The organism is Pseudomonas sp. Pseusp49, from assembly GCF_059491875.1.
In genome coordinates this window covers 5,387,876-5,411,856 of the sequence record NZ_CP168514.1, presented here as the reverse complement: position 1 = coordinate 5,411,856, position 23,981 = coordinate 5,387,876, and the positions used below count along the sequence as shown (strand labels likewise).

24 protein-coding genes and 1 pseudogene are annotated in these 23,981 nt (G+C 59.3%); 15 read left to right on the top strand and 10 right to left on the bottom strand.

Annotated elements, in window-relative coordinates; all coding sequences use genetic code 11:
• Position 1: 1 nt before the first annotated feature.
• Both ACEN83_RS24045 and ACEN83_RS24040 read right to left on the bottom strand, forming a co-directional pair.
• A complete protein-coding gene (locus ACEN83_RS24045) occupies positions 2-1,183 on the bottom strand; it encodes an aminotransferase class V-fold PLP-dependent enzyme (protein WP_495578625.1) in 1,182 nt (393 codons plus the stop codon).
• Positions 1,184-1,203: 20 nt separating this feature from the next.
• Positions 1,204-1,440, bottom strand: a complete 237-nt coding sequence (locus ACEN83_RS24040; RefSeq protein ID WP_003227425.1) for a DUF3820 family protein — start codon at positions 1,438-1,440, stop codon at positions 1,204-1,206.
• A 202-nt stretch (positions 1,441-1,642) separates the two neighbouring features.
• Here ACEN83_RS24040 and ACEN83_RS24035 point away from each other — a divergent pair, with 202 nt between their 5' ends.
• Positions 1,643-2,110: a ferritin-like domain-containing protein gene (locus tag ACEN83_RS24035; RefSeq protein WP_116582939.1), complete on the top strand. Its 468-nt coding sequence runs from the start codon at positions 1,643-1,645 to the stop codon at positions 2,108-2,110.
• Positions 2,111-2,241: 131 nt separating this feature from the next.
• On the opposite strand, the gene ACEN83_RS24030 is transcribed toward ACEN83_RS24035, so the two are convergent.
• On the bottom strand, positions 2,242-2,712 hold the full coding sequence (locus ACEN83_RS24030; RefSeq protein ID WP_095967928.1) for a MaoC family dehydratase: 471 nt from the start codon (positions 2,710-2,712) through the stop codon (positions 2,242-2,244).
• 42 nt (positions 2,713-2,754) lie between these two features.
• A complete protein-coding gene (locus ACEN83_RS24025; RefSeq protein WP_495578624.1) occupies positions 2,755-3,699 on the bottom strand; it encodes an alpha/beta hydrolase in 945 nt (314 codons plus the stop codon).
• Positions 3,700-3,938: 239 nt separating this feature from the next.
• Here ACEN83_RS24025 and fadD2 point away from each other — a divergent pair, with 239 nt between their 5' ends.
• Together fadD2 and fadD1 are read left to right on the top strand one after the other, a co-directional pair.
• Positions 3,939-5,627: a long-chain-fatty-acid--CoA ligase FadD2 gene (gene fadD2 / locus ACEN83_RS24020; protein ID WP_102700519.1), complete on the top strand. Its 1,689-nt coding sequence runs from the start codon at positions 3,939-3,941 to the stop codon at positions 5,625-5,627.
• 356 nt (positions 5,628-5,983) lie between these two features.
• The gene (gene fadD1 / locus ACEN83_RS24015; protein WP_102700520.1) at positions 5,984-7,684 is read left to right on the top strand and encodes a long-chain-fatty-acid--CoA ligase FadD1; all 1,701 of its coding nucleotides are present in this window, start codon (positions 5,984-5,986) and stop codon (positions 7,682-7,684) included.
• A gap of 179 nt (positions 7,685-7,863) precedes the next feature.
• Here the strand turns inward: fadD1 and ACEN83_RS24010 are convergent, their stop codons facing one another.
• Positions 7,864-8,241, bottom strand: a complete 378-nt coding sequence (locus tag ACEN83_RS24010) for a hypothetical protein (protein WP_008054262.1) — start codon at positions 8,239-8,241, stop codon at positions 7,864-7,866.
• A gap of 202 nt (positions 8,242-8,443) precedes the next feature.
• On the opposite strand from ACEN83_RS24010, the gene ACEN83_RS24005 reads away from it, so the two are divergent.
• From ACEN83_RS24005 to def, 3 genes are all read left to right on the top strand, one after another.
• On the top strand, positions 8,444-8,635 hold the full coding sequence (locus ACEN83_RS24005) for a CsbD family protein (protein ID WP_007974460.1): 192 nt from the start codon (positions 8,444-8,446) through the stop codon (positions 8,633-8,635).
• Positions 8,636-8,812: 177 nt separating this feature from the next.
• Positions 8,813-9,769, top strand: a complete 957-nt coding sequence (locus ACEN83_RS24000; RefSeq protein WP_495578623.1) for a YihY/virulence factor BrkB family protein — start codon at positions 8,813-8,815, stop codon at positions 9,767-9,769.
• A gap of 2 nt (positions 9,770-9,771) precedes the next feature.
• Positions 9,772-10,311, top strand: coding sequence for a peptide deformylase (gene def / locus ACEN83_RS23995; RefSeq protein WP_015096556.1), 540 nt, complete (start codon positions 9,772-9,774; stop codon positions 10,309-10,311).
• Between the two features lie 131 nt (positions 10,312-10,442).
• Here def and ACEN83_RS23990 read toward each other — a convergent pair whose 3' ends face one another.
• On the bottom strand, positions 10,443-10,862 hold the full coding sequence (locus ACEN83_RS23990) for a GNAT family N-acetyltransferase (RefSeq protein ID WP_495578622.1): 420 nt from the start codon (positions 10,860-10,862) through the stop codon (positions 10,443-10,445).
• Positions 10,863-11,190: 328 nt separating this feature from the next.
• On the opposite strand from ACEN83_RS23990, the gene ACEN83_RS23985 reads away from it, so the two are divergent.
• From ACEN83_RS23985 to ACEN83_RS23960, 6 genes and pseudogenes are all read left to right on the top strand, one after another.
• Positions 11,191-12,132, top strand: a complete 942-nt coding sequence (locus tag ACEN83_RS23985; RefSeq protein ID WP_495578621.1) for a fatty acid desaturase — start codon at positions 11,191-11,193, stop codon at positions 12,130-12,132.
• A gap of 141 nt (positions 12,133-12,273) precedes the next feature.
• On the top strand, positions 12,274-13,065 hold the full coding sequence (locus ACEN83_RS23980) for a phosphate/phosphite/phosphonate ABC transporter substrate-binding protein (protein ID WP_495578620.1): 792 nt from the start codon (positions 12,274-12,276) through the stop codon (positions 13,063-13,065).
• Between the two features lie 194 nt (positions 13,066-13,259).
• Positions 13,260-13,808: a sigma-70 family RNA polymerase sigma factor gene (locus ACEN83_RS23975; protein WP_495578619.1), complete on the top strand. Its 549-nt coding sequence runs from the start codon at positions 13,260-13,262 to the stop codon at positions 13,806-13,808.
• The gene (locus ACEN83_RS23970) at positions 13,805-14,818 is read left to right on the top strand and encodes an ABC transporter substrate-binding protein (RefSeq protein WP_495578618.1); all 1,014 of its coding nucleotides are present in this window, start codon (positions 13,805-13,807) and stop codon (positions 14,816-14,818) included. The genes ACEN83_RS23975 and ACEN83_RS23970 overlap by 4 nt, the downstream gene beginning before the upstream one ends.
• Before the next feature lie 646 nt (positions 14,819-15,464).
• Positions 15,465-16,238 (top strand): annotated as a pseudogene (locus ACEN83_RS23965) (PAS domain-containing protein); the annotation flags it as partial.
• A 6-nt stretch (positions 16,239-16,244) separates the two neighbouring features.
• Entirely contained in the window at positions 16,245-16,784 is a 540-nt protein-coding gene (locus ACEN83_RS23960) for a methyl-accepting chemotaxis protein (RefSeq protein WP_227698141.1), read from the top strand.
• A gap of 254 nt (positions 16,785-17,038) precedes the next feature.
• Here ACEN83_RS23960 and ACEN83_RS23955 read toward each other — a convergent pair whose 3' ends face one another.
• Both ACEN83_RS23955 and ACEN83_RS23950 read right to left on the bottom strand, forming a co-directional pair.
• Positions 17,039-17,572, bottom strand: coding sequence for a hypothetical protein (locus ACEN83_RS23955; protein WP_495578617.1), 534 nt, complete (start codon positions 17,570-17,572; stop codon positions 17,039-17,041).
• Positions 17,573-17,720: 148 nt separating this feature from the next.
• Positions 17,721-18,359 (bottom strand): glutathione S-transferase family protein, encoded by a 639-nt coding sequence (locus ACEN83_RS23950; protein ID WP_495578616.1) that lies wholly within the window; start codon positions 18,357-18,359, stop codon positions 17,721-17,723.
• A 399-nt stretch (positions 18,360-18,758) separates the two neighbouring features.
• On the opposite strand from ACEN83_RS23950, the gene ACEN83_RS23945 reads away from it, so the two are divergent.
• Positions 18,759-19,007, top strand: a complete 249-nt coding sequence (locus ACEN83_RS23945) for a DUF6124 family protein (protein WP_007974480.1) — start codon at positions 18,759-18,761, stop codon at positions 19,005-19,007.
• A 193-nt stretch (positions 19,008-19,200) separates the two neighbouring features.
• Here the strand turns inward: ACEN83_RS23945 and gntR are convergent, their stop codons facing one another.
• Positions 19,201-20,232 (bottom strand): HTH-type transcriptional regulator GntR, encoded by a 1,032-nt coding sequence (gntR, locus tag ACEN83_RS23940; RefSeq protein WP_495578615.1) that lies wholly within the window; start codon positions 20,230-20,232, stop codon positions 19,201-19,203.
• A 215-nt stretch (positions 20,233-20,447) separates the two neighbouring features.
• Between gntR and ACEN83_RS23935 the strand changes: the two genes are divergently transcribed.
• Both ACEN83_RS23935 and ACEN83_RS23930 read left to right on the top strand, forming a co-directional pair.
• Positions 20,448-20,981: a gluconokinase gene (locus ACEN83_RS23935; protein ID WP_116582928.1), complete on the top strand. Its 534-nt coding sequence runs from the start codon at positions 20,448-20,450 to the stop codon at positions 20,979-20,981.
• An 81-nt stretch (positions 20,982-21,062) separates the two neighbouring features.
• The gene (locus tag ACEN83_RS23930) at positions 21,063-22,415 is read left to right on the top strand and encodes a GntP family permease (protein ID WP_007974485.1); all 1,353 of its coding nucleotides are present in this window, start codon (positions 21,063-21,065) and stop codon (positions 22,413-22,415) included.
• A gap of 311 nt (positions 22,416-22,726) precedes the next feature.
• Here ACEN83_RS23930 and alaC read toward each other — a convergent pair whose 3' ends face one another.
• The gene (gene alaC / locus ACEN83_RS23925) at positions 22,727-23,935 is read right to left on the bottom strand and encodes an alanine transaminase (RefSeq protein WP_495578614.1); all 1,209 of its coding nucleotides are present in this window, start codon (positions 23,933-23,935) and stop codon (positions 22,727-22,729) included.
• Positions 23,936-23,981 lie beyond the last annotated feature (46 nt).

Sequence of the window (23,981 nt, the reverse complement as noted above, 5' to 3'; positions counted from 1 at the left end):
GTCAGGCCAGTTCAGTCAGTGCCCTGACCAGCACATCCATGTCGGCGGCCCTGGTCGTCAGCCCCGGTGTAATGCGGATGCACGGACCGCATGCCGCACCGCTGCGGGTCACGGTGAACAGGTTGTACTCATTGAGCAGGCGCTCGGTCATGACTTGCTGGTCGGCCTGCCGGGTAAAGCGCATCGAGGTGATGCCGCAATACAGGCGCGGGTCGTCCGGAGTCAGGACTTCAACGCCCGGCAAGCGCCGCGCCGCACTGACCCAGCGGTCGCGCAGATAATTGAGCCGCGCGCCCTTGGCCGCGGCCCCTCCCATTGCCCAATGTTCTTCGAGCACCAGCGGCAGGGTCAGCAGCGCCGGAATGTTGGGGGTGCTGTACGAGGTCCGGGCGCGGATGTCGGTGAGCGGGAAATGCATCTCGCCCATGTCCGGGTCGATGTCGGCCAGGCGTTCGGGGGCGATGTAGATATAGCCGAGCGTCAGCGGTGCGCCGATCCACTTGTGCAGGTTGTAGCCGGCGAAGGCGATACCCAGTTCGGTCAGGTCAAATTCGAGTTGGCCGAGGGCATGGGCACCGTCGAGGATGACGTCAATGCCATGCTCCTTTGCAGCGGCTGCAATCGCCTGCACCGGCATCACCAGGCCCGTGCGATGGGTGACGTGGGTCAGGGCCATCAACTTCAGCCGTGGGTGCCGTGCGAAGGTTTCGCGGTAGGTGTTCAGCAGGCTGTCGAAGGTGGCCGGGTGTGCGTGTTCGATTTCGATCACTTCAACGCCGCGATTGCGCGCCAGCCAGCGCATGGCGCCTTTGACCGTGTCGTATTCCAGATCGCAAAACAGTACCTGATCGCCGGGCTGCAGCCGGTTGTAGTTGCGGATCAGCGACTGCAAACCTTCCGACGCGTTGCGGGTCAGGGCGATGCTGTCGCCGGGGACGCCTGTCAACCTGGCCAGTTGCGCACGGATCTTCAGGCTGTCGCCCTGTTCGAAGCGCTGGCGCACGTACACCGAATTGCTGCGATTGATCAGCTCGATGTTGCGTTGGTACTCCTCGACGACCGTGCGCGACATGCGTCCGAAGTAACCGTTCTCCAGGTTGAGCGGGCCGGGTTCGACATCGTAGCGGTCGGCAAAGGTTTGCCAGAAGGCTTCATCACGGGCACGGCGGGTGTTGTCAGGCATGAGGGTGCTCGGTAGATGATTCAGTGACGCGGGGCCGGTTTGCCGTGTTTGGCGCGCAGCGGTTCGAGCAAGTCCGACAAACCGTTGTGATCGATTTCCTGCATCAAGGCCAGCAGGCCGCCCAATTCGCCGTGAGGGAAACCCTCCCGGGCGAACCAGTTCAGGTAAGGGCCGGGCAGGTCGGCAATGATTCGACCCTTGTATTTGCCGAAGGGCATTTCACGGGTGATCAGCAGTTCGAGCTTTTCAGGATTCATCGATCGGTCGTCTTGATTCAGTCAATCTGGAAAATACAGGCATTCTGCATGCAGGCCAAATGACAGATCATGCAAATAAAACGGATACAGATTTTTTGAGAATGGATAACTGTTTGAAAAACAAAGACTAGTTAAACGATTCCGAGCTGGCATGCAGGGTGCAGTACTCATTGCATCTTTCATCCACCGAAGGAATTGAAAAATGACTGACATGAATAAAGAAGCGATTTCTGTACTCAACGACCTGATTGAAACCAGCAAGGACGGTCAGGCCGGGTTCAAGACTTGCGCTGAAGACATCAAGCACCCTGAACTCAAAACGCTGTTTATCAAGCGTTCGACCGATTGTGCTACGGCCGCTGCAGAGCTGCAGTCCGCGGTGCGTTCGATGGGTGGCGATCCGGAAACCTCCACCAGTGTCAGCGGCGACCTGCACCGTCGCTGGGTCGACGTGAAGTCGATGTTCACCGGCAAGGGCGAGGAGGCCGTGCTCAATGAAGCCGAGCGCGGTGAAGACCATGCGTTGAAGGCTTATCGGGATGCCATGGAGAAAATCAACAAGCACAACCTGGTGGGCATTCGTGACCTGGTTGAGCGCCAGTACCATGGCGTGCAACGCAATCACGATCAGGTCAAGGCCCTGCGTAACCAGGCGCGTGCGCGTTCGTAAGGCAAATCGATAAAACCTGTGGGAGCGGGCTTGCTCGCGAAGGCGGCGTGTCAGTCACCATTAATAGTGACTGACACGCCGCCTTCGCGAGCAAGCCCGCTCCCACAAGGTTTGTTTTTACCCCACGTCAATCAGCCGATGCTGATCGCCGGCAGCTCCGTCAGCGTCACGCTCTGTTGCTTGCGTGGCGCGAGGATTTCCGCTTCGCCATCCACCACCAGTTCATCCCGCTGATTGAACACGCGAGTAGCAATGCGCACGCGAAACTTCGGCAGCTTTTCCAGAATCTCCAGGCGCACGGTCAGGGTGTCGCCGATCTTCACCGGTTTCTGAAAGCTCATTGTCTGGCCGATGTAGATGGTCCCCGGCCCAGGCAATTCGCAGGCGACCGCCGCGCTAATCAACGCACCGCTGAACATGCCATGGGCGATGCGCTCCTTGAACATGGTGCTGGCGGCGTATTCGGCATCCAGGTGCACCGGGTTGTGATCGCCGGACATCGCGGCGAACAACTGGATGTCACGCTCTTCGACCGTCTTGCTGAAGCTGGCGGTCTGGCCCACTTCGAGGGCTTCGTAAGGGGTGTTGGTAACCTGGGTCATCTGTCTCAATTCCTGTGACGAATTAAAAAATTCACAAAATAACTATTCGGCTCGGTGCGGCCGAGGGGTGCTCAAGACCTGGGCGATCCAGTTCAGCACATCGGCGACGATTTCATCGCGGTTGCTCTCGTTGAACAGTTCGTGCCGTGCCTGCGGGTAAACGGTCAGTTGCAGGTGCCGGCTGCCGGCCGCCCGCAACGCGTCGGCCAGATCCTTGAGACGTTTGCCTTCGCTCACCGGATCACATTCACCGCCAATCACCAGCAGCGGCAGGCCCGGGTCGATCTGGGCGAGATTGGACGCTTTGCTGATTTGCTGCAAGCCACCGAGCAAATCGATCCACAGTTGATTGGTGCAGCGGAAACCGCAGAGCGGGTCGTTGACGTACAGGTCGACCTGCGCCGGATCACGGCTGAGCCAGTCGAACGGCGTGCGTGCCGGTTTGAATTTGTTGTTGAACGAACCGAACGACAGCCATTCGATCAATGCGCTGCGGCCTTTGCCGCCCTGGCGCAGGCGTTCGAAACGGGCGATTTGCCGTGCCGCGCGATAAAGCGCCACGGGCTGGAAGTTCGAGCCGCTGAGGATTGCCCCGTGCAGGCTGGCACTGTGGTGCAGCAGATAGGCCTGGGCAATGTAACTGCCCATGCTGTGACCGAGCAGCACGATCGGTATGCCAGGGTGCTGCTGGCCGATGTGCTGGTTGAGGCACGCCAGGTCGCTGACGACCTTGCACCAGCCGTCGTCATCGGCGAAATGCCCCAGGGTCCCGTTTTCGGCAGTTTTGCCATGTCCACGCAGGTCCGGCGCACACACGCCATAGCCCTGATCACAGAGTTTTTCCGCAAGGGCTCCATAACGGCCGCTGTGTTCGGCCATGCCATGGGCCAGCAGAATCATTGCCTTGAGACTGCCGTCGGGTAGCCACTGGTTGACGAAGAGGCGGCTGTGGTCGCTCGTGGTCAGCCAGAAAGTGTCATGGATCATGGCGGTTCCTTTGCACTGAGTCGTTGCATTGTATAGCGCATCCCGTTGCATGCGTCTGATCAGCCCACAGCAAGGCAGGAAGATTCACACGGTCAATGACGGCTTTGCGCATATTTGCCTGAATCGCCATAGCTGCTAGTGTCCGTGAAGCTCCGCTTTTCGCTTTCTGCCTTTGAGGGATCAGGGAGAAATGACAGAAAAGCGGCCCCGGATAGATTCAGGTAAAGAGGACAAGAACAATGCAACCTGATTTCTGGAATGACAAACGCCCGGCCGGCGTCCCCCTGGATATCGATCTGGGTGCCTACAAGTCGGTGATCGAGGTGTTCGAGCGTTCCTGCAAGAAGTTTGCTGACCGCCCTGCGTTCAGCAACATGGGCGTGACGCTGACCTACGCCGAACTGGAACGCCAGAGCGCTGCTTTCGCCGGCTACCTGCAAGCCCATACCGACCTGGTGCCGGGTGACCGCATCGCCGTGCAGATGCCCAACGTCCTGCATTACCCCATTGCCGTGTTCGGCGCTTTGCGCGCCGGGTTGATCGTGGTCAACACCAACCCGTTGTACACCGCGCGGGAAATGCGTCACCAGTTCAAGGATTCCGGTGCCCGGGCGCTGGTGTACCTGAACGTGTTCGGCCAGAAAGTCCAGGAAGTGCTCCCCGACACTGACATCCAGTACCTGATCGAAGCGAAGATGGGCGACCTGATGCCCACCGCCAAGGGTTGGTTGGTCAACACGGTGGTGAGCAAGGTCAAGAAGATGGTCCCGGACTATTCCTTGCCTCAGGCCGTCTCTTTCAAGAGCGCATTGCGCATGGGCCGTGGCCTGGGCATCAAGCCGCTGAAGGTCGGCCTCGACGACATCGCCGTGCTGCAATACACCGGTGGCACCACGGGCCTGGCCAAGGGCGCGATGCTGACCCACGGCAACCTGGTGGCGAACATGCAGCAGGCACGGGCCTGCCTCAGCCAGTCGGCCAGCGACGGTCAGCCGCTGCTGCGTGAAGGCCAGGAGGTGATGATCGCGCCGCTGCCGCTGTACCACATCTATGCCTTCACGGCGAACTGCATGTGCATGATGGTGACGGGCAACCACAACGTGCTGATCACCAATCCACGGGACATCGCCGGCTTCATCAAGGAGTTGAAGAACTGGCGGTTCTCGGCGCTGCTGGGGCTCAACACGCTGTTCGTCGCGCTGATGGATCACCCGGATTTCAAGACCCTGGACTTCTCCAGCCTCAAGCTCACCAACTCCGGCGGCACCGCACTGGTCAAGGCTACGGCCGAGCGCTGGGAACAACTGACCGGTTGCCGCATCACCGAAGGTTACGGCCTGACCGAAACCTCGCCGGTGGCTTGTACCAACCCCTATGGCGAACAGTCCCGGATCGGCACGGTCGGCCTGCCGGTGCCGGGCACCACGCTGAAAGTCATCAGCGATGACGGCGTCGAACAACCTTTGGGGGAACGCGGCGAGTTGTGCATCAAGGGCCCTCAGATCATGAAGGGCTACTGGCAGAAACCTGAAGCCACGGCCGAAGTGCTGGATGCCGAGGGCTGGTTCAAGTCCGGAGACATTGCGGTGATCGACCCGGACGGTTTCGTGCGCATCGTTGACCGCAAGAAGGACATGATCATTGTCTCGGGTTTCAACGTGTACCCGAACGAGATCGAAGACGTGGTGATGGCTCACCCGAACGTCGCCAACTGTGCGGTCATCGGTGTGCCTGACGAACGGTCGGGGGAGGCGGTGAAGCTGTTCGTGGTGGCCCGTGAAGCGGGCGTCAGCCTTGAAGAACTGAAGGCTTACTGCAAGGAGAACTTCACGGCGTACAAAGTACCGAAGCACATCGTGCTGCGTGAGTCGCTGCCGATGACGCCGGTGGGCAAAATTTTGCGGCGGGAGTTGCGTGATATCGCGTAGCCGGTTGTAGATCGAGGCGGTCCCGAAAGATCGCAGCCTTCGGCAGCTCCTACAGAGGAATGCGATCCTTGTAGGAGCTGCCGAAGGCTGCGATCTTTTGCTTTGAGCCCCCAATTTACGAGGCTTTCAAGGCAGGTATAGAATCTTTGCTCTAAAATGACTATTTGTAAGTCTTGAGTCACAAATGTGACCGTAGAGGCCGCTTTTGGCTCTAGTCGACCCTTGGCAAAGCTGCTACTCTCGGCGCGCTTTGTGACTTCTCGGCCTTCTATCAGCCAGATTCACCAATGGCCAAACACCAATAATAATCGCATCAAATGCGGTGCTGAATTCGCGTTGCTGAGGAGTGGGCTTCCATGATCGAAGACTTTTGGAAGGATAAGTACCCAGCTGGAATTGCTGCCGACATCAATCCAGACGAGTATCCGAATATTCAGGCAGTGTTGAAGCAATCCTGCCAACGCTTCGCCAACAAGCCGGCATTCAGCAACCTGGGCAAGACACTCACCTACGGTGAACTGTACGAATTGTCCGGTGCGTTTGCCGCTTACCTGCAACAGCATACCGATTTGCAGCCAGGCGATCGAATCGCCGTGCAACTGCCCAACGTGTTGCAGTACCCGGTTGCCGTCTTCGGCGCCATCCGCGCCGGGCTGATCGTGGTCAACACCAACCCGCTGTACACCGCGCGGGAGATGGAACACCAATTCAACGACTCCGGTGCCAAGGCCCTGGTCTGCCTCGCCAACATGGCGCACCTGGCGGAAACCGTGGTGCCGAAAACCGGCGTCAAGCACGTGATCGTCACCGAAGTCGCCGACCTGCTGCCGCCGCTCAAGCGCCTGCTGGTCAACAGCGTCATCAAGTACGTGAAGAAGATGGTGCCGGCCTATCACTTGCCCAAAGCCGTCAAGTTCAACGACGTGCTGAGCAAAGGCCAGGGCCAGCCAGTGGCAGAAGCCAATCCGGCCAGCAGCGATGTCGCGGTGCTGCAATACACCGGCGGCACCACCGGTGTGGCCAAGGGCGCGATGCTGACCCACCGCAACCTGGTGGCGAACATGCTGCAGTGCAAGGCGCTGATGGGTTCCAACCTCAATGAAGGTTGCGAGATCCTGATCACACCGCTGCCGCTGTACCACATCTATGCCTTCACTTTTCACTGCATGGCGATGATGCTGATCGGCAACCACAACATCCTGATCAGTAACCCGCGTGACCTGCCGGCGATGGTCAAGGAACTGTCGAAGTGGAAGTTCAGCGGCTTCGTCGGTTTGAACACCTTGTTCGTGGCCCTGTGCAACAACGAAGGCTTCCGCAAGCTGGACTTCTCCGCGCTGAAAGTCACCTTGTCGGGCGGCATGGCCCTGCAACTGGCCGCGGCCGAACGCTGGAAGGCGGTCACCGGTTGCGCCATCTGCGAAGGCTACGGCATGACCGAAACCAGCCCGGTGGCCACGGTCAACCCGATCCAGAACATCCAGATCGGCACCATCGGCATTCCGGTGCCGTCGACCCTGTGCAAAATCGTCAACGATGCCGGTGTCGAACAACCGATGGGCGAAATCGGCGAGCTGTGCGTGAAGGGGCCGCAGGTCATGAAGGGTTACTGGCAACGCCAGGAAGCCACCGATGAGATCCTCGACAGTGAAGGCTGGTTGAAGACCGGTGACATCGCACTGATCCAGCCTGATGGCTACATGCGCATTGTCGATCGCAAGAAAGACATGATCCTGGTGTCCGGTTTCAACGTATACCCGAACGAACTCGAAGACGTGCTGGCGACCCTGCCGGGCGTGCTGCAATGCGCGGCCATCGGTGTACCGGACGAGAAGTCGGGCGAAGCGATCAAGATTTTCATCGTCGCCAAGCCAGGCGTGACCCTGACCAAGGAACAGGTGATGGAGCACATGCGCGCCAACGTCACCGGCTACAAGGTCCCGCGCTCCGTGGAGTTCCGCGATGCACTGCCGACCACCAACGTCGGCAAGATCCTGCGTCGTGAATTGCGCGATGAAGAGCTGAAGAAGATCAACGCGAAGAAAGCCACCGCGTAATCGACAAAAAGCCCCGCAGATGCGGGGCTTTTTTTGTTTGTCTGAAAGCTCAGTGGTGTCTGTCAGACCGCTTTCGCGAGCAAGCCCGCTCCCACATTTGATCGCATTCCTCCTGGAGGAACCCGGTTAAATGTGGGAGCGGGCTTGCTCCGGGCGGCGTTCCGACGAAGCTTTTGCTTTTATTGGCGAAACGGCGCGAAGTTGACGTTGGTGCCCGCCGGGCGCATGTCTTGAAGGAAGGAGTCCTTGTCGGCGCTCAGTTCCAGGCTCAATGCCGCCTTGCGCTTGCCTTCATTGCGCACCACCAGCCCTTCGAGCTTTTCGCGCAGGAACACGGTCGGCACTTTCAGGTGCAGCAGCTCGTCGGTGGCCGGCGTGTGCATCAGCAGGTGGATCCACTCGTACTGACCGATTGCCAGGCGCGTCACCGGGAGGTCGAACCACCAGATGTTGCGATTACGGTTCAATTCGGCGAAGTGGCAGTTGTTGACGCCAAGCACAGCACCGCCGAGTTCCTGGTTTCTGCGGGCAATGGCCTGCTTTTTATCGAGTTTCATAACATTCCTACGGGATTGGATCTTCAGCGCCATGGCCTGAACGTGTTGCGCATTCTCGGGGGTTGTCCCGCAAACATAAAGCGCAACCTGCACTGAACGATGAAATGTCGTGGTGAAAATAAATGAAACTCCCTGCAAAAGCCCCCGGTCAACCTTGTGTAACGACTTTTCTTCCCACTGAACTGTTCGCAGGAGAATCACCATGGGTAGCACAAGCGATAAAGTCAAAGGCATGGCCAATGAAGCCGCCGGCAACGTCAAGCAGGGCGTCGGCAAGGCCACCGGCAACGACAAGTTGCGTGCCGAGGGCGTGATGCAGGAAAAGAAAGGCGAGGCCCAGCAAGCAGTGGGCAAGGCCAAGGATGCGCTTAAAAAAGGTATCGACGACGCGTGATCCGGCCGTTTAATGGAAACACGACGCGGCCATCTCGGATGGCCGTTTTTGTGTCAGCCTGAACTTGCATCCTGAAATTGTTTCAAAGTCGCCAACTGGGCTACCTTGATGATAGAAAACGGCCCCTGAGTCACCACGACTCCAACCCAAATCCATATGCGGCGAATGGAGACGCGAATGATTTTTCCGGACATGAGAGGCATGCCCCTGCACCGTGTGATGATGCGCACGGTCACCGAGTTCGTCGCCGACGAGATGTCGACCTATGCCTCGGCGCTGGCCTATCAAATGCTGTTTTCGCTGTTTCCGTTCATCCTGTTCCTGATCGCCCTGATCGGCTTCCTGCACCTGCCGGACTTCTTTTCCTGGCTGCGCCTGCAATCGGAACTGGTGCTGCCGCCCCAGGCGCTGGAACAGGTCAACCCGGTGATCGACCAGCTTCAGCAGTCCAAGGGTGGTTTGCTCTCGGTGGGTATCGTGATTGCGCTGTATACCGCCTCCGCCGGTGTGCGGCTGATGATGAGCGCGATGAACGCGGCCTACGACGTGGTTGAAGGGCGCCCGCTATGGAAGCGCTTTCCGTTGTCGATCATCTACACCGTCGGCATTGCCGGCATGCTGCTGATCGCCGCGGCACTGATGGTGCTCGGGCCGCAGGTGATGGGCTGGATCGCTGCGCAAGTCGGCCTTGAGTACTTCATCGTCACGCTCTGGACCCTCTTGCGCTGGCCGGTGATCGTGATTCTGCTGATGGTCGCGGTGGCGTTGATCTACTTCGTCATGCCCGACGTCAAACAGGAATTCCGCTTCATCACGCCGGGCTCGGTGCTGGCGGTGGTGGTGTGGATCATTGCCTCCCTGGGTTTCGGTTTGTACGTCAAGGAGTTCGCCAACTACAACGCCATGTATGGCAGTATCGGTGCGATCATCGTGCTGTTGCTGTACTTCTACATTTCCGCCGCGGTGCTGCTGCTGGGTGCGGAGATGAACGCGGTGATCGAACACATGTCGCGAGAGGGCAAGGACCCTGGCGAAAAAGTGGCTGGCGAGCATGGTCCCGTCCATGAGGAAAAACACCACGTCTCGGGCCTGGGCCGCGATCACTCAATCAAACCGACCATTGATGAAACCTGATCATGATTCGTGAAATTCTGAAAATGGGCGACGAGCGCCTGCTGCGCATTGCCCCGCCGGTGCCGGCCGAGATGTTCGACAGCCCCGAGCTGTGGCAACTGATCGATGACATGTTCCAGACCATGGAGAGTGTGGGGGGCGTTGGCCTGGCGGCTCCGCAGATCGGCGTCGACCTGCAACTGGTGATCTTCGGTTTCGAGCACAGCGAGCGTTATCCGGATGCCGAGGCCGTGCCGCAGACGATCCTGATCAACCCCTTGATCACGCCGCTGAGCCCGATCATGGAGGAGGGCTTCGAAGGCTGTTTATCCGTGCCCGGCCTGCGCGGCGCGGTGCAGCGTTACCAGCAGATCCGCTACGAAGGTGTCGACCCCAAGGGCGAACCCATCGTGCGCGTTGCTTCGGGGTTCCATGCACGGGTGGTGCAGCATGAGTGCGACCACCTGATCGGCCGCCTGTACCCGTCGCGCATCACCGACTTCAGCAAGTTCGGCTTCACCGAAGTGATGTTCCCGGACCTGGACCCCAACGCCGACGATTAAATCGCCGCAAAACCCTGTGGGAGCGGGCTTGCTCGCGAAAGCGGTTTAACAGTCAAAACTGATGGTGACTGACACACCGCCTTCGCGAGCAAGTCGAATCGTCGCACCGCCGCTCCCACATTCGACCTTCATTAGGCTTGAGAAGGTGCCAACCCCATCGCAATCATCGGCTTGCTGCGCGCATACCGGCTCAACCGTTCAACCATCGCGTAGGGCATCGGTGGGTCGAAAGTAAACCCGTGCCGCTCATAAAACCCGCGCAAGTCCGGATGGCAGAACAACCACACCGGCAGTTCGCAATCCTTCACCGCAGCCGCAATCAACTCGGCGGCTATGCCTTGCTCCCGGCACTGCGGATCGACAAACAACCCGGTCAGCCAATGCCCGCCGGACACCGGACGCAAACACAGAGCAGCAACTATCTGGTCACGCCGGGCCACCCAGAGCTGCGCGTCGCGCACGGCTTTCATCGACGATTGGTGAGCGCGATAGAACTTGTTCATCAATGGCCATAACGGCTCGTCGAGCAGGGCGTACTGAGTGTCGGGCATGGTCTCGGACTGTCAGTGTGCAAAGCGGCGATTATAAAAGAACACGCGCGCCGGGATAGGTGTATACCTGATCTCACATCCCCCCGAGTGGAGTACGCATCATGTCCAAAGGTATGGATTCAAAGAAAGCAGACAAGAAAAAGCCGGCGAAAACCGCTATCGAAAAGCGCGCCGACAAGAAAGCCAAAAAGGTCAATGTGTTCGGGCATTGAGCCTGCGCTGACCGATCGCTCCCGCGCAATGCGGGAGCGATCCTCCTGAAAATAATCTGCAAGATTTCCCATGGCCATTGCACAGAAGGGGACTGGTCCCCGATCTGAGCAACGCCATGCCCCATTACTTTGATAGCGCCTACCAAGAAGAAATCGAAACCCTGCGTCGGCGCTTCACCGCGCGCACCGAATGGCCGACCTGGTTGCTGTTGATTGTCGTGTACAGCGCGTGGTTCGCCCTTGTTCTGGCCAGTGATTCATTGGGCCTGTGGTTGAGCACGTTGTTGCTGATTCCCGTGGTGGTGTTGTGGCTGTCGGTGCAGCACGAACTGCTGCACGGTCATCCGACCCGCTTGCCGCTGTTGAACAAAATCCTCGGCTACGCACCGTTTGCCGTCTGGTATCCCTACACCTTGTATCGCGACAGCCATTTGCTGCATCACCGCGATGAAGACCTGACCATTCCCGGTCGCGATCCGGAAAGCCGTTACCTGAATGCCGAGCAGTGGGAGGGCAGTTCGTTGTTCGAACAAGGCCTGCACTGGTTGAACAAAACCGTGCTCGGGCGCTTTCTGCTCGGTGCGCCAATCGCCTTGCTGACGCTGGCCCGGGAAGAACTGCAACGCCTGAAAAACGGCGAGCGCCAGGCCTGGTTGATGTGGCTCAGCCATGGCGCCTTGACCCTGTTGATGCTGCTGTTCATCGCGCGCTACAGCCTGTTGCCGGTGTGGCATTACCTGTTGCTGATCAGCGTACCGGCGCTGTCGATTGCGATGATTCGCTCCTACTATGAACATCGACCTCACGCGGCGCCGGAGCAACGTACCGTGCTCAATGAAGCGGCGTGGCCGTGGCGCTGGCTGTTCCTGAACCTCAATTTCCACCTGGTGCATCACGAGTTGCCGGGGTTGCCCTGGTACGACTTGCCCCGCGCCTATTGGGCCCGCCGCGAGCAATGGCTGGCGCGCAGTGGTGGATTCCTGGTGCAGGGGTATGGGCAGCTGTGGCGTGAATACAGCGTAAAGGCCATCGACAGCCCGAGGCATCCGTTTCACTGATTTTTTTGCCAGACGCTTTCCCCTGTGGGAGCGGGCTTGCCCGCGATGGCGATTTCAAATCCAGCACACCTGGTGACTGATCCAACGCTATCGCGGGCAAGCCCGCTCCCACAGGGAACTTCGTTGTATGGAGATACGATGATGACCCAACACATCGCCGAATTGCTGATGTACACAGCCCCCGATCCCATCCACCAGGCCAACGAACGCTGGCTGGCGCGAATCCTCGAGCACCTGGGCGAAACCCGCGGCGATGCCGCAGGCCTGTCACTGATGGAGATGTGGTTGTCGCCGCATTTGCAGCTCACCCAAACCTGCGGCTATCCGCTGATGACCGCCTTGCGCGGCAAAGTCCGGGTGCTGGGGCGGCCGCGTTACGAGCTGCCGGACAGCAGCGGCGGCAATCACTGCAGTCTAATCCTGGGGCGGGTCGATGATCCGCGCCAGACCCTGGCGGAGTTTCGCAACAGCCGAGGCGTGATCAATGGCCATGACTCCAACAGCGGCATGAATTTGTTGCGCCACCGGTTGGCGTCGTTGCAGTGTGACGGGCGTTTTTTTGCCGAGGTCGGCATCAGCGGCAGTCATCGCGAAAGCCTGCGCTGGTTACGCGAAGGCCTTGCCGATCTGGCGGCCATCGATAGCGTGACATTTGCCTGTCTGGCCCGATACGCCGAGGAAGAAGTGACCGGTTTGCGCGTGATTGCTCGCAGTGCATTGAGTCCGACGTTGCCCTACATCACGGCCGCCAGCGTCAGCGATCAGCAGGCTGAAGGGCTATTGCAGGCGATGAATCAGGCGTTGCGCGAATTGCCTGACGTCGCCGAAATCCTCGGGTTGCCAGAGGTGCTGCCCGCCAGTGAACGCGACTATCAGGTTGTGCTCGATTATCAGCGTGAAGCTGAGGCGCTGGGGTATGGGGATTTGCGATAGGGCTCAAATGTTGGGTCGACAGGTTCATTTTTCGCGGGCAAGCCCGCTCCCACTGGGTTTCGGTGTATCTGTTGGTTAATTCCATAAATGAATATAAAAATAAGTTTTAAGTATTATTAATGAATAAGGCTCCTTGCTAGGATTCGCCTCACCGGACCACCGGACATTCAGCGACCCCTAACCCAGGAGCCCCTATGTCCGGCGCCGATATTCTTCACCGCAAACAGGTGGACGGACTGTTCCGTGCCCACTACCACTGGCTCTGCACACGCCTGCGTCAGTCCCTGAACGATGCCGCCGCTGTCGAAGACATTGCCTGCGAAACCTTCATGCAACTGCTCCAGGCGCCTGGTCTGACGGCAATCCGTGAACCTCGAGCCCTGCTCACCACCATTGCCCGGCGCCTGCTCTTTCAGCGTTGGCGTCGAGGTGACCTGGAGCGCCAGTACCTTCAGCAACTGCAACAGGCCGAGCCGATCCACGCCGAATCGCCGGAGGAACTGGCTCAACGGTCCCAGACCCTGACCCGTGTGGAGCGCAGTCTTCAGCGGCTGCCCGGCAAAGTGCGCTCGACCTTCCTGCTATCGCGGATCGACGGCCTGACCTATCCGCAAATTGCCGCTGCGCTGGGCATCTCCCTGCGTTCGGTCAGCGACTACATGACCCGTTCCCAGGCCCTGTGCGACCGGCACAGCGCCAACCAATCCCTGAACCGCCCACTCCAGAACAAGAGGTCCGCATGAGATCGATCAAAACCCTGCTCGGCAGTTCGCTGCTGGCCCTGAGCCTGTTGTCCCACCCGGCATCGGCCACGGAAAAAGCGGCGCCTATCCACTTTGGCGACATCACATGGGAAAGCGGCAGCCTCATCACCGAAATCCTGCGCCTGATCGTTGAAAAAGGTTACGGCTACCCGACCGATACGCTGCCGGGCAGCACCGTCAGCCTGGAAGCGGCGCTGGCCAAAAACGATATCCAGGTCATCGGTGAAGAGTGGGCCGGACGCAGCCCGGCCTGGGTCAAGGCCGCCGCCGAGGGCAAGGTCTTCGGCCTCGGCGATACGGTCAAAGGTGCCACCGAAGGTTGGTGGGTGCCGGAGTACGTGATCAAGGGCGATCCCGAGCGCGGCATCAAGCCCTTGGCCCCGGAGCTCAAGTCCGTTGCCGACCTGGCGAAGTACAAGGATGTATTCCGCGACCCCGAAGACCCGAGTCGTGGACGCTTCCTCAACAGCCCCACCGGCTGGACCTCGGAAATCGTCAACAGCCAGAAACTCAAGGCTTATGACCTGACCGCCAGCTACGTCAACTTCCGCACCGGTTCCGGCGCAGCGCTGGACGCAGAAGTGGCGTCGTCGATCCGCCGTGGCAAACCGGTGCTGTTCTACTACTGGTCGCCGACGCCACTGCTGGGGCGATTCAAACTGGTAAAGCTCGACGAGCCGCCGTTCGACGCCGAAGCCTGGAAAACCCTGGCCGACGCCAACAACCCGAACCCTAAAGGCACGCGCTCGATGCCGGCGAGCCTGGTCATTGGCGTGTCGGCACCGTTCAAGACGCAATACCCGGACCTGGTGACGTTCTTCGAAAAGGTCGACCTGCCGATTGATCTGTTGAACCAGACCCTGGGCCAGATGAGTGAAAAACGCCAGAAACCCCGCGAAGTCGCCGAAGCGTTTTTGCGTGAGCAGCCACAGGTGTGGAAGGGTTGGGTGCCGGGGGAGGTGGCGAGCAAGGTGAGTGCGAGCTTGTAGTACTGTCTGAAGTTTCTGCGATGGCTGAACTGCCGTCTTCGCGAGCAAGCCCGCTCCCACAGGGGATCTTTGTTGACCACAGGATTTGTGGACACAACAGACCCAATGTGGGAGCGGGCTTGCTCGCGAATGGTCTCAAGTCTTACGCCAATTGAGTGGTCAGTGCCGCTTTCCCCGCTGGCCGCTGATCCCCCTCTCCAGAACCCGTGATGCAGGCACTTCTGGCCAGGCTCAATTAGCAACAATTCGCTGAATCGTTTTTCTGCTCGATACTGGCCGACTAGTGGCCTTGCAAGCCCTTCGTCGCTGTCTATGATCAGGTGTAACTAACTATGTCGACCGTGATGAGGCGGTCGACTTGCCGCCAGAGTGCGCAATCAAAGGCACCAACACTTGAACACAGGGAGCTGTCCGCTAAATGGAATTTGATTCGAACCTGTTAGGGCTGGCCCGCATGCGGGCTATCAAGAGAAGGATGTCTTGATGAGCGTGTCGCTGTAAGGACCCTCCGATTGATCATCGTTTATCACCTGACTAGTCCTTCTTTTTGGAGGGATGCGTGTGCCTGTTCCACGGAACGTAGTGGTGGATGTGAAAGACCTGCAACTTTCATTAATCAAAAAATCGCGCGGAAGGTGATACAACAATGTTCAACCTACATCACAAGGCTGACCTGCTGGAAATCGAACGCTTCAGCTGTGCGCTGACCGAGGCCAACGCCAAGCTGGCGGCGGTGAGTCGTTCGATGGCGATGATTGAATTCACCCCGGATGGCATCGTCATCGATGCCAATGAAAACTTTTGCAGTGCCATGGGTTACAGCGCCGAAGACGTACGCGGCAAGCATCACCGGATCTTTTGTGAAGAGCAGTACTACCGTAGCGACGACTACACAAAACTGTGGCGCGACCTGGCGCGGGGCGAGCCGCTGAGCGGGACTTTTTTGCGCTTGCACAAAAGCGGCCGTGAAATCTGGCTCGAAGCCAGCTACATGCCGGTGCTGGGCCCCGACCGGCAGGTCAAGAGCGTGATCAAGGTCGCTACCGACATCACCGACCGGGTCAACAAGGAACACGAAAACGAAAGCCGACTCGCCGCGATCGGCCGCTCCATGGCCGTGATCGAATTCACGCCCGAAGGCAAGGTCATCAGCGCCAACGACAACTTCCTGAAAACCATGCAGTACTCGCTGAACGAAGTGGTAGGGCAGCATCACAGCCTGTTTTGCCACCGTGCCGAAGCCGAGTCCCAGGGTTACCGCAATTTCTGGGCTTCGCTCAACCGCGGCGAATATCACTCCCATCGTTTCGAGCGCCGGAACAAGCAAGGTCAGACGGTATTTCTCGAAGCGTCCTACAACCCCTTGTTCGACGCCAAGGGGCGTTTGTACAAAGTGGTCAAGTTTGCCAGCGACATCACTCACCAGATGACCACCCTGCAAACCGCCGCCGAATCGGCCCACAGTACCTCGGTGCAAAACGACGTCTGCGCGCGCAAGGGCTCCGAAGTGGTGCAGCAGACGGTGCAGATAATCCAGGACATTTCCCGCGACCTGAACGAAGCGGCACTGAGTATCGATGCCGTGAGCAAACAGTCCGACATCATCGGCACCATCGTGCAGACCATCCGCGGCATTGCCGATCAGACCAACCTGCTGGCACTCAACGCGGCGATTGAAGCGGCGCGGGCCGGTGAGCACGGGCGCGGGTTTGCGGTAGTGGCCGATGAAGTGCGTAGCCTCGCGGCGCGTACCAGCCAAGCGACGCTGGAGATCGTCGAGGTGGTGCGCAAGAACCACGATTTGTCGCTGAGTGCGGTATCGAGCATGCAATCGAGCCTGAGCCGAACAGGCCTGGGCGTGGAATTGGCGAACGAGGCGGGGGAGGTGATCCTGGAAATCCAGCAGGGCTCACGGCATGTGGTGGATGCGATCAGTCAGTTCAACTCGACGTTGCAACTGAACTAGTCGCGGTAACTACTGTAGGAGCCAGCCTGCTGGCGATGGACTCCAGTGTGCCGCGTTTATCCAGTTCACACGCGTAATCGTTAACGACCATCGCTGGCAAGCCAGCTCCTACAAGGGGGCCACACTGAATCTGTAGGAGCCAGCTTGCTGGCGATGGACTCCAGTGCGCCGCGGTTATCCCGTTCGCACGCGTTATCGTTAACGACCATCGCGAGCAAGCTCGCTCCTACAAAAAAGCAAAAAAGCAAAAAGGCTTAAAGCGAGGCGAGGAGCTTGTCGACCACCTGACTGCTGCCGTTGTCTTTATCCGCTTGCGCCAATTGCATTTTGTCCTTCATGCGATCGGCAATTTCTTGCGCCACTGCCTGTTGTTTCTCCGGCGGCATGGCTTTCAGGTCCTCCTCGGTAATGCCCATCTCTTTCAGGATACTGTCGCGCAGACGCTCTTCAGGCGTTTTGCTCATGTAGTCCTTGAATTCGGTGGTGGCCGAGCCTTCGTTGAGCCGGGTGGCGTCTGTCGCTTGCAGGTTCACGCGGGTCTTGGCGAACGCTTCGTCGACCCTGTCGCTGATCTTGCCCGGCTCGCTGACTTGCTGCGTGGCGATCCGGGTGGCGGAGTCCTGCACCTGTTGGGTGGCTGTGGTTTGCGCCTGCACATTGTTTTGCATGGCCTGGGCGATGACCGCCTGCATGCCGCCCTGAAGACCGGCGGCGGCATCGGCAGAGGGCTCGTCACCGGGACGCTTGGGAAGTGGGGTCACCAACGATTGTTTTGCATTGACCAACATGATGAAGAGACCTTGTGGGTGATGGCGATGCGTGGTCTCAGCAAATAGCGTGCCTCGTAAGTTAAAGGCAACAAAATCAAATGGTTAGCGTTATGGCTCTAGCGGGGTCTCGGTCAGCGGTTGCCGCCGGGCGGCAACCTGCGGCCATTCAAGGCAAGCCGTTGCAGCAATGCTTCAGGAAGCCGGGATGCTGCGCCAGGCGTTTGAAATACTCATCGACGGCGGGGTAGTCCGGACGCTCGATCGGGGTCATCAGCCAGCGATTGACGGACAGGCCGATGACGATGTCGGCCAGGGTAAATCGCGGTCCGGCGACATAGGCCTTGGTGGTCGCGAGTTGGTGTTCGAGGATGGCCATCTTCTGGTTCCAGCCGCGAATGCCGACCTCGAGGCTATGCGGGTCCTGGAATTCCGGGTCCTTGCGCACCAGCGCCATGAACGGGTATCTCCAGGACGGATTGAGCTCGGTGGCTTGCCAATCCATCCACTGTTCCACCCGGGCGCGGGCGGCCGGTTCGGCAGGCAGCAGCTCGGTATGATGGTGATGATGTTTGCCCACCAGGTAGCGGCAGATGGTATTGGACTCCCATAACACCCCGGCTTCATCGATGATCACCGGCACCTGCGCGTTGGGATTGAACCGGAGGAACTCCGGGCTGTGGGTCGAGGCAAAACCGCTGCCCCAATCCTCGCGTTCGTAGGTGATGCCCAGTTCCTCGCAGGTCCACAGGACTTTTCTGACGTTAATGGACGACGCCTTGCCGAGAATCTTCAGTGCATGTTCCATGTTCTGCTCCAGCGAGAATGACGTACAGGCAATTGTAGGTGGTGGCATGTAGGAAGGCGCTGTAGGAGGGCGGCTTCAGATGAGTTGTGCAGGTTACGCTTTCTTGCACCCTTGCCTACAACTACGCCAGAATCCGCCGACTTGTGCGCCTGGTATCCGGACTCTATCGTTCCGTGTCGCTGCAAATTCAGCGATCGGGTCTAGCAGCCTGGATACTTTAGACGCATGACGTCCACCCATCGTGATCTGCCCGCCAGTTCACGTTATGGCGGCTGTGCGTGGGAAGACCTTCGGGTCTACCGGGTTCTAGAGTCCTGGTCTGCTAGCCCGCGCACGGCTGCCACCTTATTTTCGTCTAGCAGCGAATCGTGGCAGCTCCACTACTCTAGGAGTATTGCCATGTTCAAGCCCACGCCCAACCCCCCACGCAATCCCAGCCCGATGTTCTCCATCTCACCCGGCATCAATAACGAAACGCTGTTGGCGCACGCCTGCGAGTCACTGGCCTCGGCGAGTGTGATGACCAATGACTTTGCTACGTTTCTGGAAGGCAGCCAGCGCAACACGGCACTGGCGATCGCACAGATCATCATGCTGGCGGAACTGGCGGTGAATCGGGTGCTGGATAACCTCGATCCGCAGGATTGAACACTGAGCGAAGGTGAGGGGGCTTTTCTGTGGCGAGGGGGCTTGCCCCCGTTGGGTTGCGAAGCGACCCCAAAAACAGACACTGCGGTCATACAGTTAAACCAAGTGAACTGGATTACGACTGCTCCGCAGCCGAACGGGGGCGAGCCCCCTCGCCACAATGTCCCTTGCCTGACCACATTGATGCAGGTGCTTATGTACTTTCGCGCACCTTCAACTCAAACCCCATGTCCTGCACCGGCCTGGCCACGCTGTTGCCGGCCATCAGCGTCAGCATCTGCTCGGCCGCGCGGCGGCCGATGGCCTCACGGGGGGTGTTGATGCTGCTCAGGCGCGGGACCATGTGCTCGGACATGGGCAGGTCGTTGAAGCCGAGGATCGCCACTTGCTCGGGGATCTTGATCCCGTGTCGCATCGCTTCGAGCAGCGCGCCCTGGGCCAGGTCGTCGTTGCCGAAGAAGATCGCATCGACATCCGGGTGGCTGGCGATCATCTGCAAGAACAATTCGCCGCCCAGGCCGACCGAAGACGGGCGGGGCGTCAGCACTTCCAGTGCCGGGTCGTACAAGCCGGCCTTTTGCAGGGCTTTGCGGAAACCTTCGCCGCGTAGCAAGGTGCGCTGGTCCAGTTGCGCGCCGATGTAGGCCAGGCGTTTGCGACCGCGGGACAGCAAGTGTTCGGCCGCCGTTTCACCGGCCGCCAGTTGCGAAAAGCCAACGCAATTGAGCCCGGCCGCACTGTCCAGCTCCATCATGTACACGCAGGGAATGTTGCTGGCTTCGATCATCCGCCGCGAACTTTCGGTGCGGTCGAACCCGGTCAGCAGCAAGCCGCGTGGCTGATAGGCCATGTAGTTGCGCAGCAGGTTTTCTTCTTCATCACGTGAGTAGTGGAAGTTGCCGATCAGTACTTCGAAGCCCTTGGGGCGCAAAACCTGATGAATGGCTTCCAGGGTATCGATGAACAGCAAATTGGATAATGAAGGCACCAACACCACCACCGAATGGCTCTGGGCCGAGGCCAGGGCACGGGCGGCAGGGTTGACGACATAGTTGAGTTCCAGCGCCGCTTTCTGCACTTTTTCCACCAGTTCGGTGGCCACGGTGCTGACGCCACGCAGGGCGCGGGAGGCGGTGATCGGGCTGACGCCGGCCAGTCGGGCAACTTCGTTCAGGGTAGGGCGGCCAGTGGTACGGGTATTTTTATCGTTCTTGGTTGTGTTCATCGACGGCTTGCCAAACAAAATTCAAGGCACTAAGGTAGCGCTGTCTCGATGCAGCTGCAAATGCGTGAGCGAGGGTTCGCCTGATCCTCGCTTTTTGGCGTTGGGACCTAACCTGCTGCAACCCACAAAATGACAAGAAAGGCGTCGGCAACTTCTGCTTTTGGTCTAGTGTCATAACTGGCAAAGGTAGCGCTGTCTGCGCGCTGAGGTGTTACATGAACCATCCCATCACCGCCCTGGTCATCATGGGCGTTGCCGGTTGCGGCAAGACGTGCGTCAGCGAGGCCCTGTGCCAACTGAGCGGCGCTACGGCCATTGAAGGCGACTCTTTCCACCCTGCCGCCAATATCGAAAAGATGAGCGCGGGGATCCCCCTGAACGATGAAGACCGCGCCGGCTGGCTCGACAGCCTGTGCGATGAACTGCGCCGTGTCGACGCCAAGGGCGAGCGCCCGGTGCTGACCTGTTCGGCGCTCAAACACATCTATCGCGAACGTCTGCGCAGCGCCTTGCCGGGCCTGGGCTTCGTGTTCCTTGAGTTGACCCCCGAGGTGGCCGCCGACCGCGTGTCCCATCGGCCGGGCCACTTCATGCCGTCGACCCTGATCGACAGTCAGTTCGCCACCCTCGAATCGCCCGTCGGCGAGCCGTTGACCCTGGCGCTGGATGCTTCGACCCATAGCGTCGAGCAACTGGCTGCGCAGGCTCATGTCTGGTGGCAGGCGAACGGCCTGAAGCAGGCGGTATGACTGTGCTTGCAAAGACAGCGCTGTCCTCGCGGCTTCTGATTAACCCGCTTTAATAACAACAACAACCAGGAGACACCCCTAATGTTTGGCATGTCCCACGAGACGTTCCTGCTGCTCGATGCAGTGGTCACGGTGATCGGGCTTATCGTCCTGATCACCAAGTTCAAATTGCACCCCTTCCTCGCCCTGATCATCGCCGCAGCCTTCCTCGGGCTGACCTCCGGTATGCCGATCGGCACCATCATCAAGGCGTTCCAGGACGGCTTCGGTGGCGTGCTTGGTTTTGTCGGCATCATCCTCGCGCTGGGCACGATGCTCGGCAAGATGATGGCCGAATCGGGCGGTGCGGATCAGATCGCGCAGACGTTGATCCGCGCCTTCGGCAAGGACAAGGTGCAGTGGGCGATGATGTTCGCGGCGTTCCTGGTCGGTATTCCGCTGTTCTTCGAAATCGGCTTCGTGCTGCTGATCCCGCTGGTGTTCATCGTCGCTCGCCGCACGGGCGTGTCGATCATCAAGATCGGTATCCCGTTGCTGGCGGGTCTGTCCGCGGTACATGGCCTGGTGCCGCCGCACCCGGGTCCGCTGCTGGCCATCGGTGTGTTCGGTGCCGACATCGGCAAGACCATTCTTTACGGTCTGATCGTTGCGCTGCCAACCGCCATCATCGCCGGCCCGATCTTCGGTACGTTCATTGCCAAGCACATTCCCGGTCATCCGAACCAGGAGCTGGTGGATCAACTGGCCCGCGAAACGGATTCGGCTGAACTGCCGAGCTTCGGCATCACGCTGGTGACCGTGCTGCTGCCGGTGTTCCTGATGCTGCTCAAGACCTTTGCCGACGTGGTGCTGCCCGATGGCAACATCTTCCGCGCCTTCATGGACCTGATCGGTCACCCGATTTCGGCGCTTCTGCTGGCGTTGCTGCTGTCGCTGTATACCTTCGGCTACAAGCAGGGCATCGGTTCCAGCCAGATGATGAAATGGCTGGATGCCAGCCTCGCGCCGACCGCCGCGATCATCCTGATCATCGGTGCCGGCGGTGGCTTCAAGCAGATGCTGGTGACCAGCGGCGTGGGTGACGTGATCGGCCACATGGCGGTGAACGCACAGATCTCGCCGATCCTGCTGGCCTGGCTGGTGGCGGCGGTGATTCGTATCGCCACCGGTTCGGCGACTGTGGCGACCATCACTGGCGCGGGCATCGTGGTGCCGGTGGTGGGGATGATTCCGGGTGTGAACCGTGAGTTGCTGGTGCTGGCCACCGGTGCCGGCTCCCTGATCCTGTCCCACGTGAATGACGCCGGTTTCTGGCTGGTCAAGCAGTACTTCAACATGACCGTGGCTGAAACCTTCAAGACCTGGACGGCGATGGAAACCATCCTGTCGGTGGTGGGCCTGGGCTTTATCCTGTTGTTGTCGCTGTTCGTCTAAGCGATTCGACAGACACAAAAAAACCGCAGCGATGCGGTTTTTTTGTGGATCATGCAAAACCCTGTAGGAGCTGCCGAGTGAAACGAGGCTGCGATCTCTTGATCTTGTTTTTAAAAGCAAAATCAAAAGATCGCAGCCTTCGGCAGCTCCTACAGGTAGTCGATCGTCGCCGTACTCGCGGTGGTGGGCCGGCAGACACAAAAAAACCTGTAGGAGCTGTCGAGTGAAACGAGGCTGCGATCTCTTGATCTTGTTTTTAAAAAGCAAGATCAAAAGATCGCAGCCTTCGGCAGCTCCTACAGGGGATCGTGTTATTTGGTGACTAGCCCATCCGCCCGGAACATCCCGCGAATCCCGCGTACGGCCTGGCGAATCCGGTCCTGGTTTTCGATCAATGCAAAGCGCACGTGATCATCGCCGTACTCGCCAAAACCGACGCCCGGCGAGACACACACCTTGGCTTCGGCCAGCAGTTTCTTGGCGAACTCCAGCGAACCCAGGTGCGCGTAAGCCTCAGGGATTTTGGCCCAGACGTACATCGACGCTTTCGGGTTTTCCACCATCCAGCCCAGTTCATGCAGGCCCTTGACCAGTACGTTGCGGCGCTGCCGATACTGCTCGGCGATGTCGCGCACGCATTGCTGATCGCCTTCCAGGGCAGCAATCGCCGCCACTTGCAGCGGGGTGAAGGTGCCGTAGTCGTGGTAGCTCTTGATCCGCGCCAGGGCGTTGACCAGTTCCGGGTTGCCGACCATGAAGCCGATGCGCCAGCCGGCCATGTTGTAGCTCTTGGACAGGGTGAAGAACTCCACCGCAATGTCCTTGGCTCCCGGCACCTGCATGATCGACGGGGCTTTCCAGCCGTCGTAGACGATGTCGGCGTAGGCCAGGTCGTGCACCACCAGCACGTCGTACTGCTTGGCGAGGGCGATGACGCGCTCGAAGAAATCCAGCTCCACGCACTGGGCGGTCGGGTTGGACGGGAAACCGAGGATCATCATCTTCGGCTTCGGAATCGAGCCGCGAATGGCCCGCTCCAGCTCCGCGAAGAAATCCACGCCCGGTACCAGCGGCACTGACCGCACCTGGGCGCCGGCAATCACGGCACCGTAGATGTGAATCGGGTAGCTCGGGTTGGGCACCAGCACGGTGTCGCCCTGATCCAGGGTGGCCAGCATCAGGTGCGCCAGGCCTTCCTTGGAACCGATGGTAACGATGGCTTCGCTTTCCGGGTCGATGTCGACCTCGTAGCGGTCCTTGTACCAGTTGGAAATCGCCCGGCGCAGGCGCGGAATGCCCTTGGAGGTGGAGTAGCCATGGGTGTCTTCGCGCTGGGCCACCGTGACGAGTTTTTCGACGATATGCGGCGGCGTGGCGCCGTCGGGGTTGCCCATGCTCAAGTCGATGATGTCCTCGCCACGACGACGGGCGGCCATCTTCAGCTCGGCAGTGATGTTGAAAACGTAAGGGGGGAGTCGATCGATGCGCGCAAAGCGGCGCTGCGAACCTTGTTCGGCCATTGTTGCCTCGGATAACGTAAGCGCCCGGAACCGTCCGAGCGACGCT

What these genes read in the sequence shown, in the direction of transcription:
- ACEN83_RS24045 (WP_495578625.1), bottom strand. Translation starts at nt 1,183, where the DNA reads ATGCCTGACAACACCCGCCGTGCCCGTGATGAAGCCTTCTGGCAAACC.
- ACEN83_RS24040 (WP_003227425.1), bottom strand. Translation starts at nt 1,440, where the DNA reads ATGAATCCTGAAAAGCTCGAACTGCTGATCACCCGTGAAATGCCCTTC.
- ACEN83_RS24035 (WP_116582939.1), top strand. Translation starts at nt 1,643, where the DNA reads ATGACTGACATGAATAAAGAAGCGATTTCTGTACTCAACGACCTGATT.
- ACEN83_RS24030 (WP_095967928.1), bottom strand. Translation starts at nt 2,712, where the DNA reads ATGACCCAGGTTACCAACACCCCTTACGAAGCCCTCGAAGTGGGCCAG.
- ACEN83_RS24025 (WP_495578624.1), bottom strand. Translation starts at nt 3,699, where the DNA reads ATGATCCATGACACTTTCTGGCTGACCACGAGCGACCACAGCCGCCTC.
- fadD2 (WP_102700519.1), top strand. Translation starts at nt 3,939, where the DNA reads ATGCAACCTGATTTCTGGAATGACAAACGCCCGGCCGGCGTCCCCCTG.
- fadD1 (WP_102700520.1), top strand. Translation starts at nt 5,984, where the DNA reads ATGATCGAAGACTTTTGGAAGGATAAGTACCCAGCTGGAATTGCTGCC.
- ACEN83_RS24010 (WP_008054262.1), bottom strand. Translation starts at nt 8,241, where the DNA reads ATGAAACTCGATAAAAAGCAGGCCATTGCCCGCAGAAACCAGGAACTC.
- ACEN83_RS24005 (WP_007974460.1), top strand. Translation starts at nt 8,444, where the DNA reads ATGGGTAGCACAAGCGATAAAGTCAAAGGCATGGCCAATGAAGCCGCC.
- ACEN83_RS24000 (WP_495578623.1), top strand. Translation starts at nt 8,813, where the DNA reads ATGATTTTTCCGGACATGAGAGGCATGCCCCTGCACCGTGTGATGATG.
- def (WP_015096556.1), top strand. Translation starts at nt 9,772, where the DNA reads ATGATTCGTGAAATTCTGAAAATGGGCGACGAGCGCCTGCTGCGCATT.
- ACEN83_RS23990 (WP_495578622.1), bottom strand. Translation starts at nt 10,862, where the DNA reads ATGCCCGACACTCAGTACGCCCTGCTCGACGAGCCGTTATGGCCATTG.
- ACEN83_RS23985 (WP_495578621.1), top strand. Translation starts at nt 11,191, where the DNA reads ATGCCCCATTACTTTGATAGCGCCTACCAAGAAGAAATCGAAACCCTG.
- ACEN83_RS23980 (WP_495578620.1), top strand. Translation starts at nt 12,274, where the DNA reads ATGACCCAACACATCGCCGAATTGCTGATGTACACAGCCCCCGATCCC.
- ACEN83_RS23975 (WP_495578619.1), top strand. Translation starts at nt 13,260, where the DNA reads ATGTCCGGCGCCGATATTCTTCACCGCAAACAGGTGGACGGACTGTTC.
- ACEN83_RS23970 (WP_495578618.1), top strand. Translation starts at nt 13,805, where the DNA reads ATGAGATCGATCAAAACCCTGCTCGGCAGTTCGCTGCTGGCCCTGAGC.
- ACEN83_RS23960 (WP_227698141.1), top strand. Translation starts at nt 16,245, where the DNA reads ATGACCACCCTGCAAACCGCCGCCGAATCGGCCCACAGTACCTCGGTG.
- ACEN83_RS23955 (WP_495578617.1), bottom strand. Translation starts at nt 17,572, where the DNA reads ATGTTGGTCAATGCAAAACAATCGTTGGTGACCCCACTTCCCAAGCGT.
- ACEN83_RS23950 (WP_495578616.1), bottom strand. Translation starts at nt 18,359, where the DNA reads ATGGAACATGCACTGAAGATTCTCGGCAAGGCGTCGTCCATTAACGTC.
- ACEN83_RS23945 (WP_007974480.1), top strand. Translation starts at nt 18,759, where the DNA reads ATGTTCAAGCCCACGCCCAACCCCCCACGCAATCCCAGCCCGATGTTC.
- gntR (WP_495578615.1), bottom strand. Translation starts at nt 20,232, where the DNA reads ATGAACACAACCAAGAACGATAAAAATACCCGTACCACTGGCCGCCCT.
- ACEN83_RS23935 (WP_116582928.1), top strand. Translation starts at nt 20,448, where the DNA reads ATGAACCATCCCATCACCGCCCTGGTCATCATGGGCGTTGCCGGTTGC.
- ACEN83_RS23930 (WP_007974485.1), top strand. Translation starts at nt 21,063, where the DNA reads ATGTTTGGCATGTCCCACGAGACGTTCCTGCTGCTCGATGCAGTGGTC.
- alaC (WP_495578614.1), bottom strand. Translation starts at nt 23,935, where the DNA reads ATGGCCGAACAAGGTTCGCAGCGCCGCTTTGCGCGCATCGATCGACTC.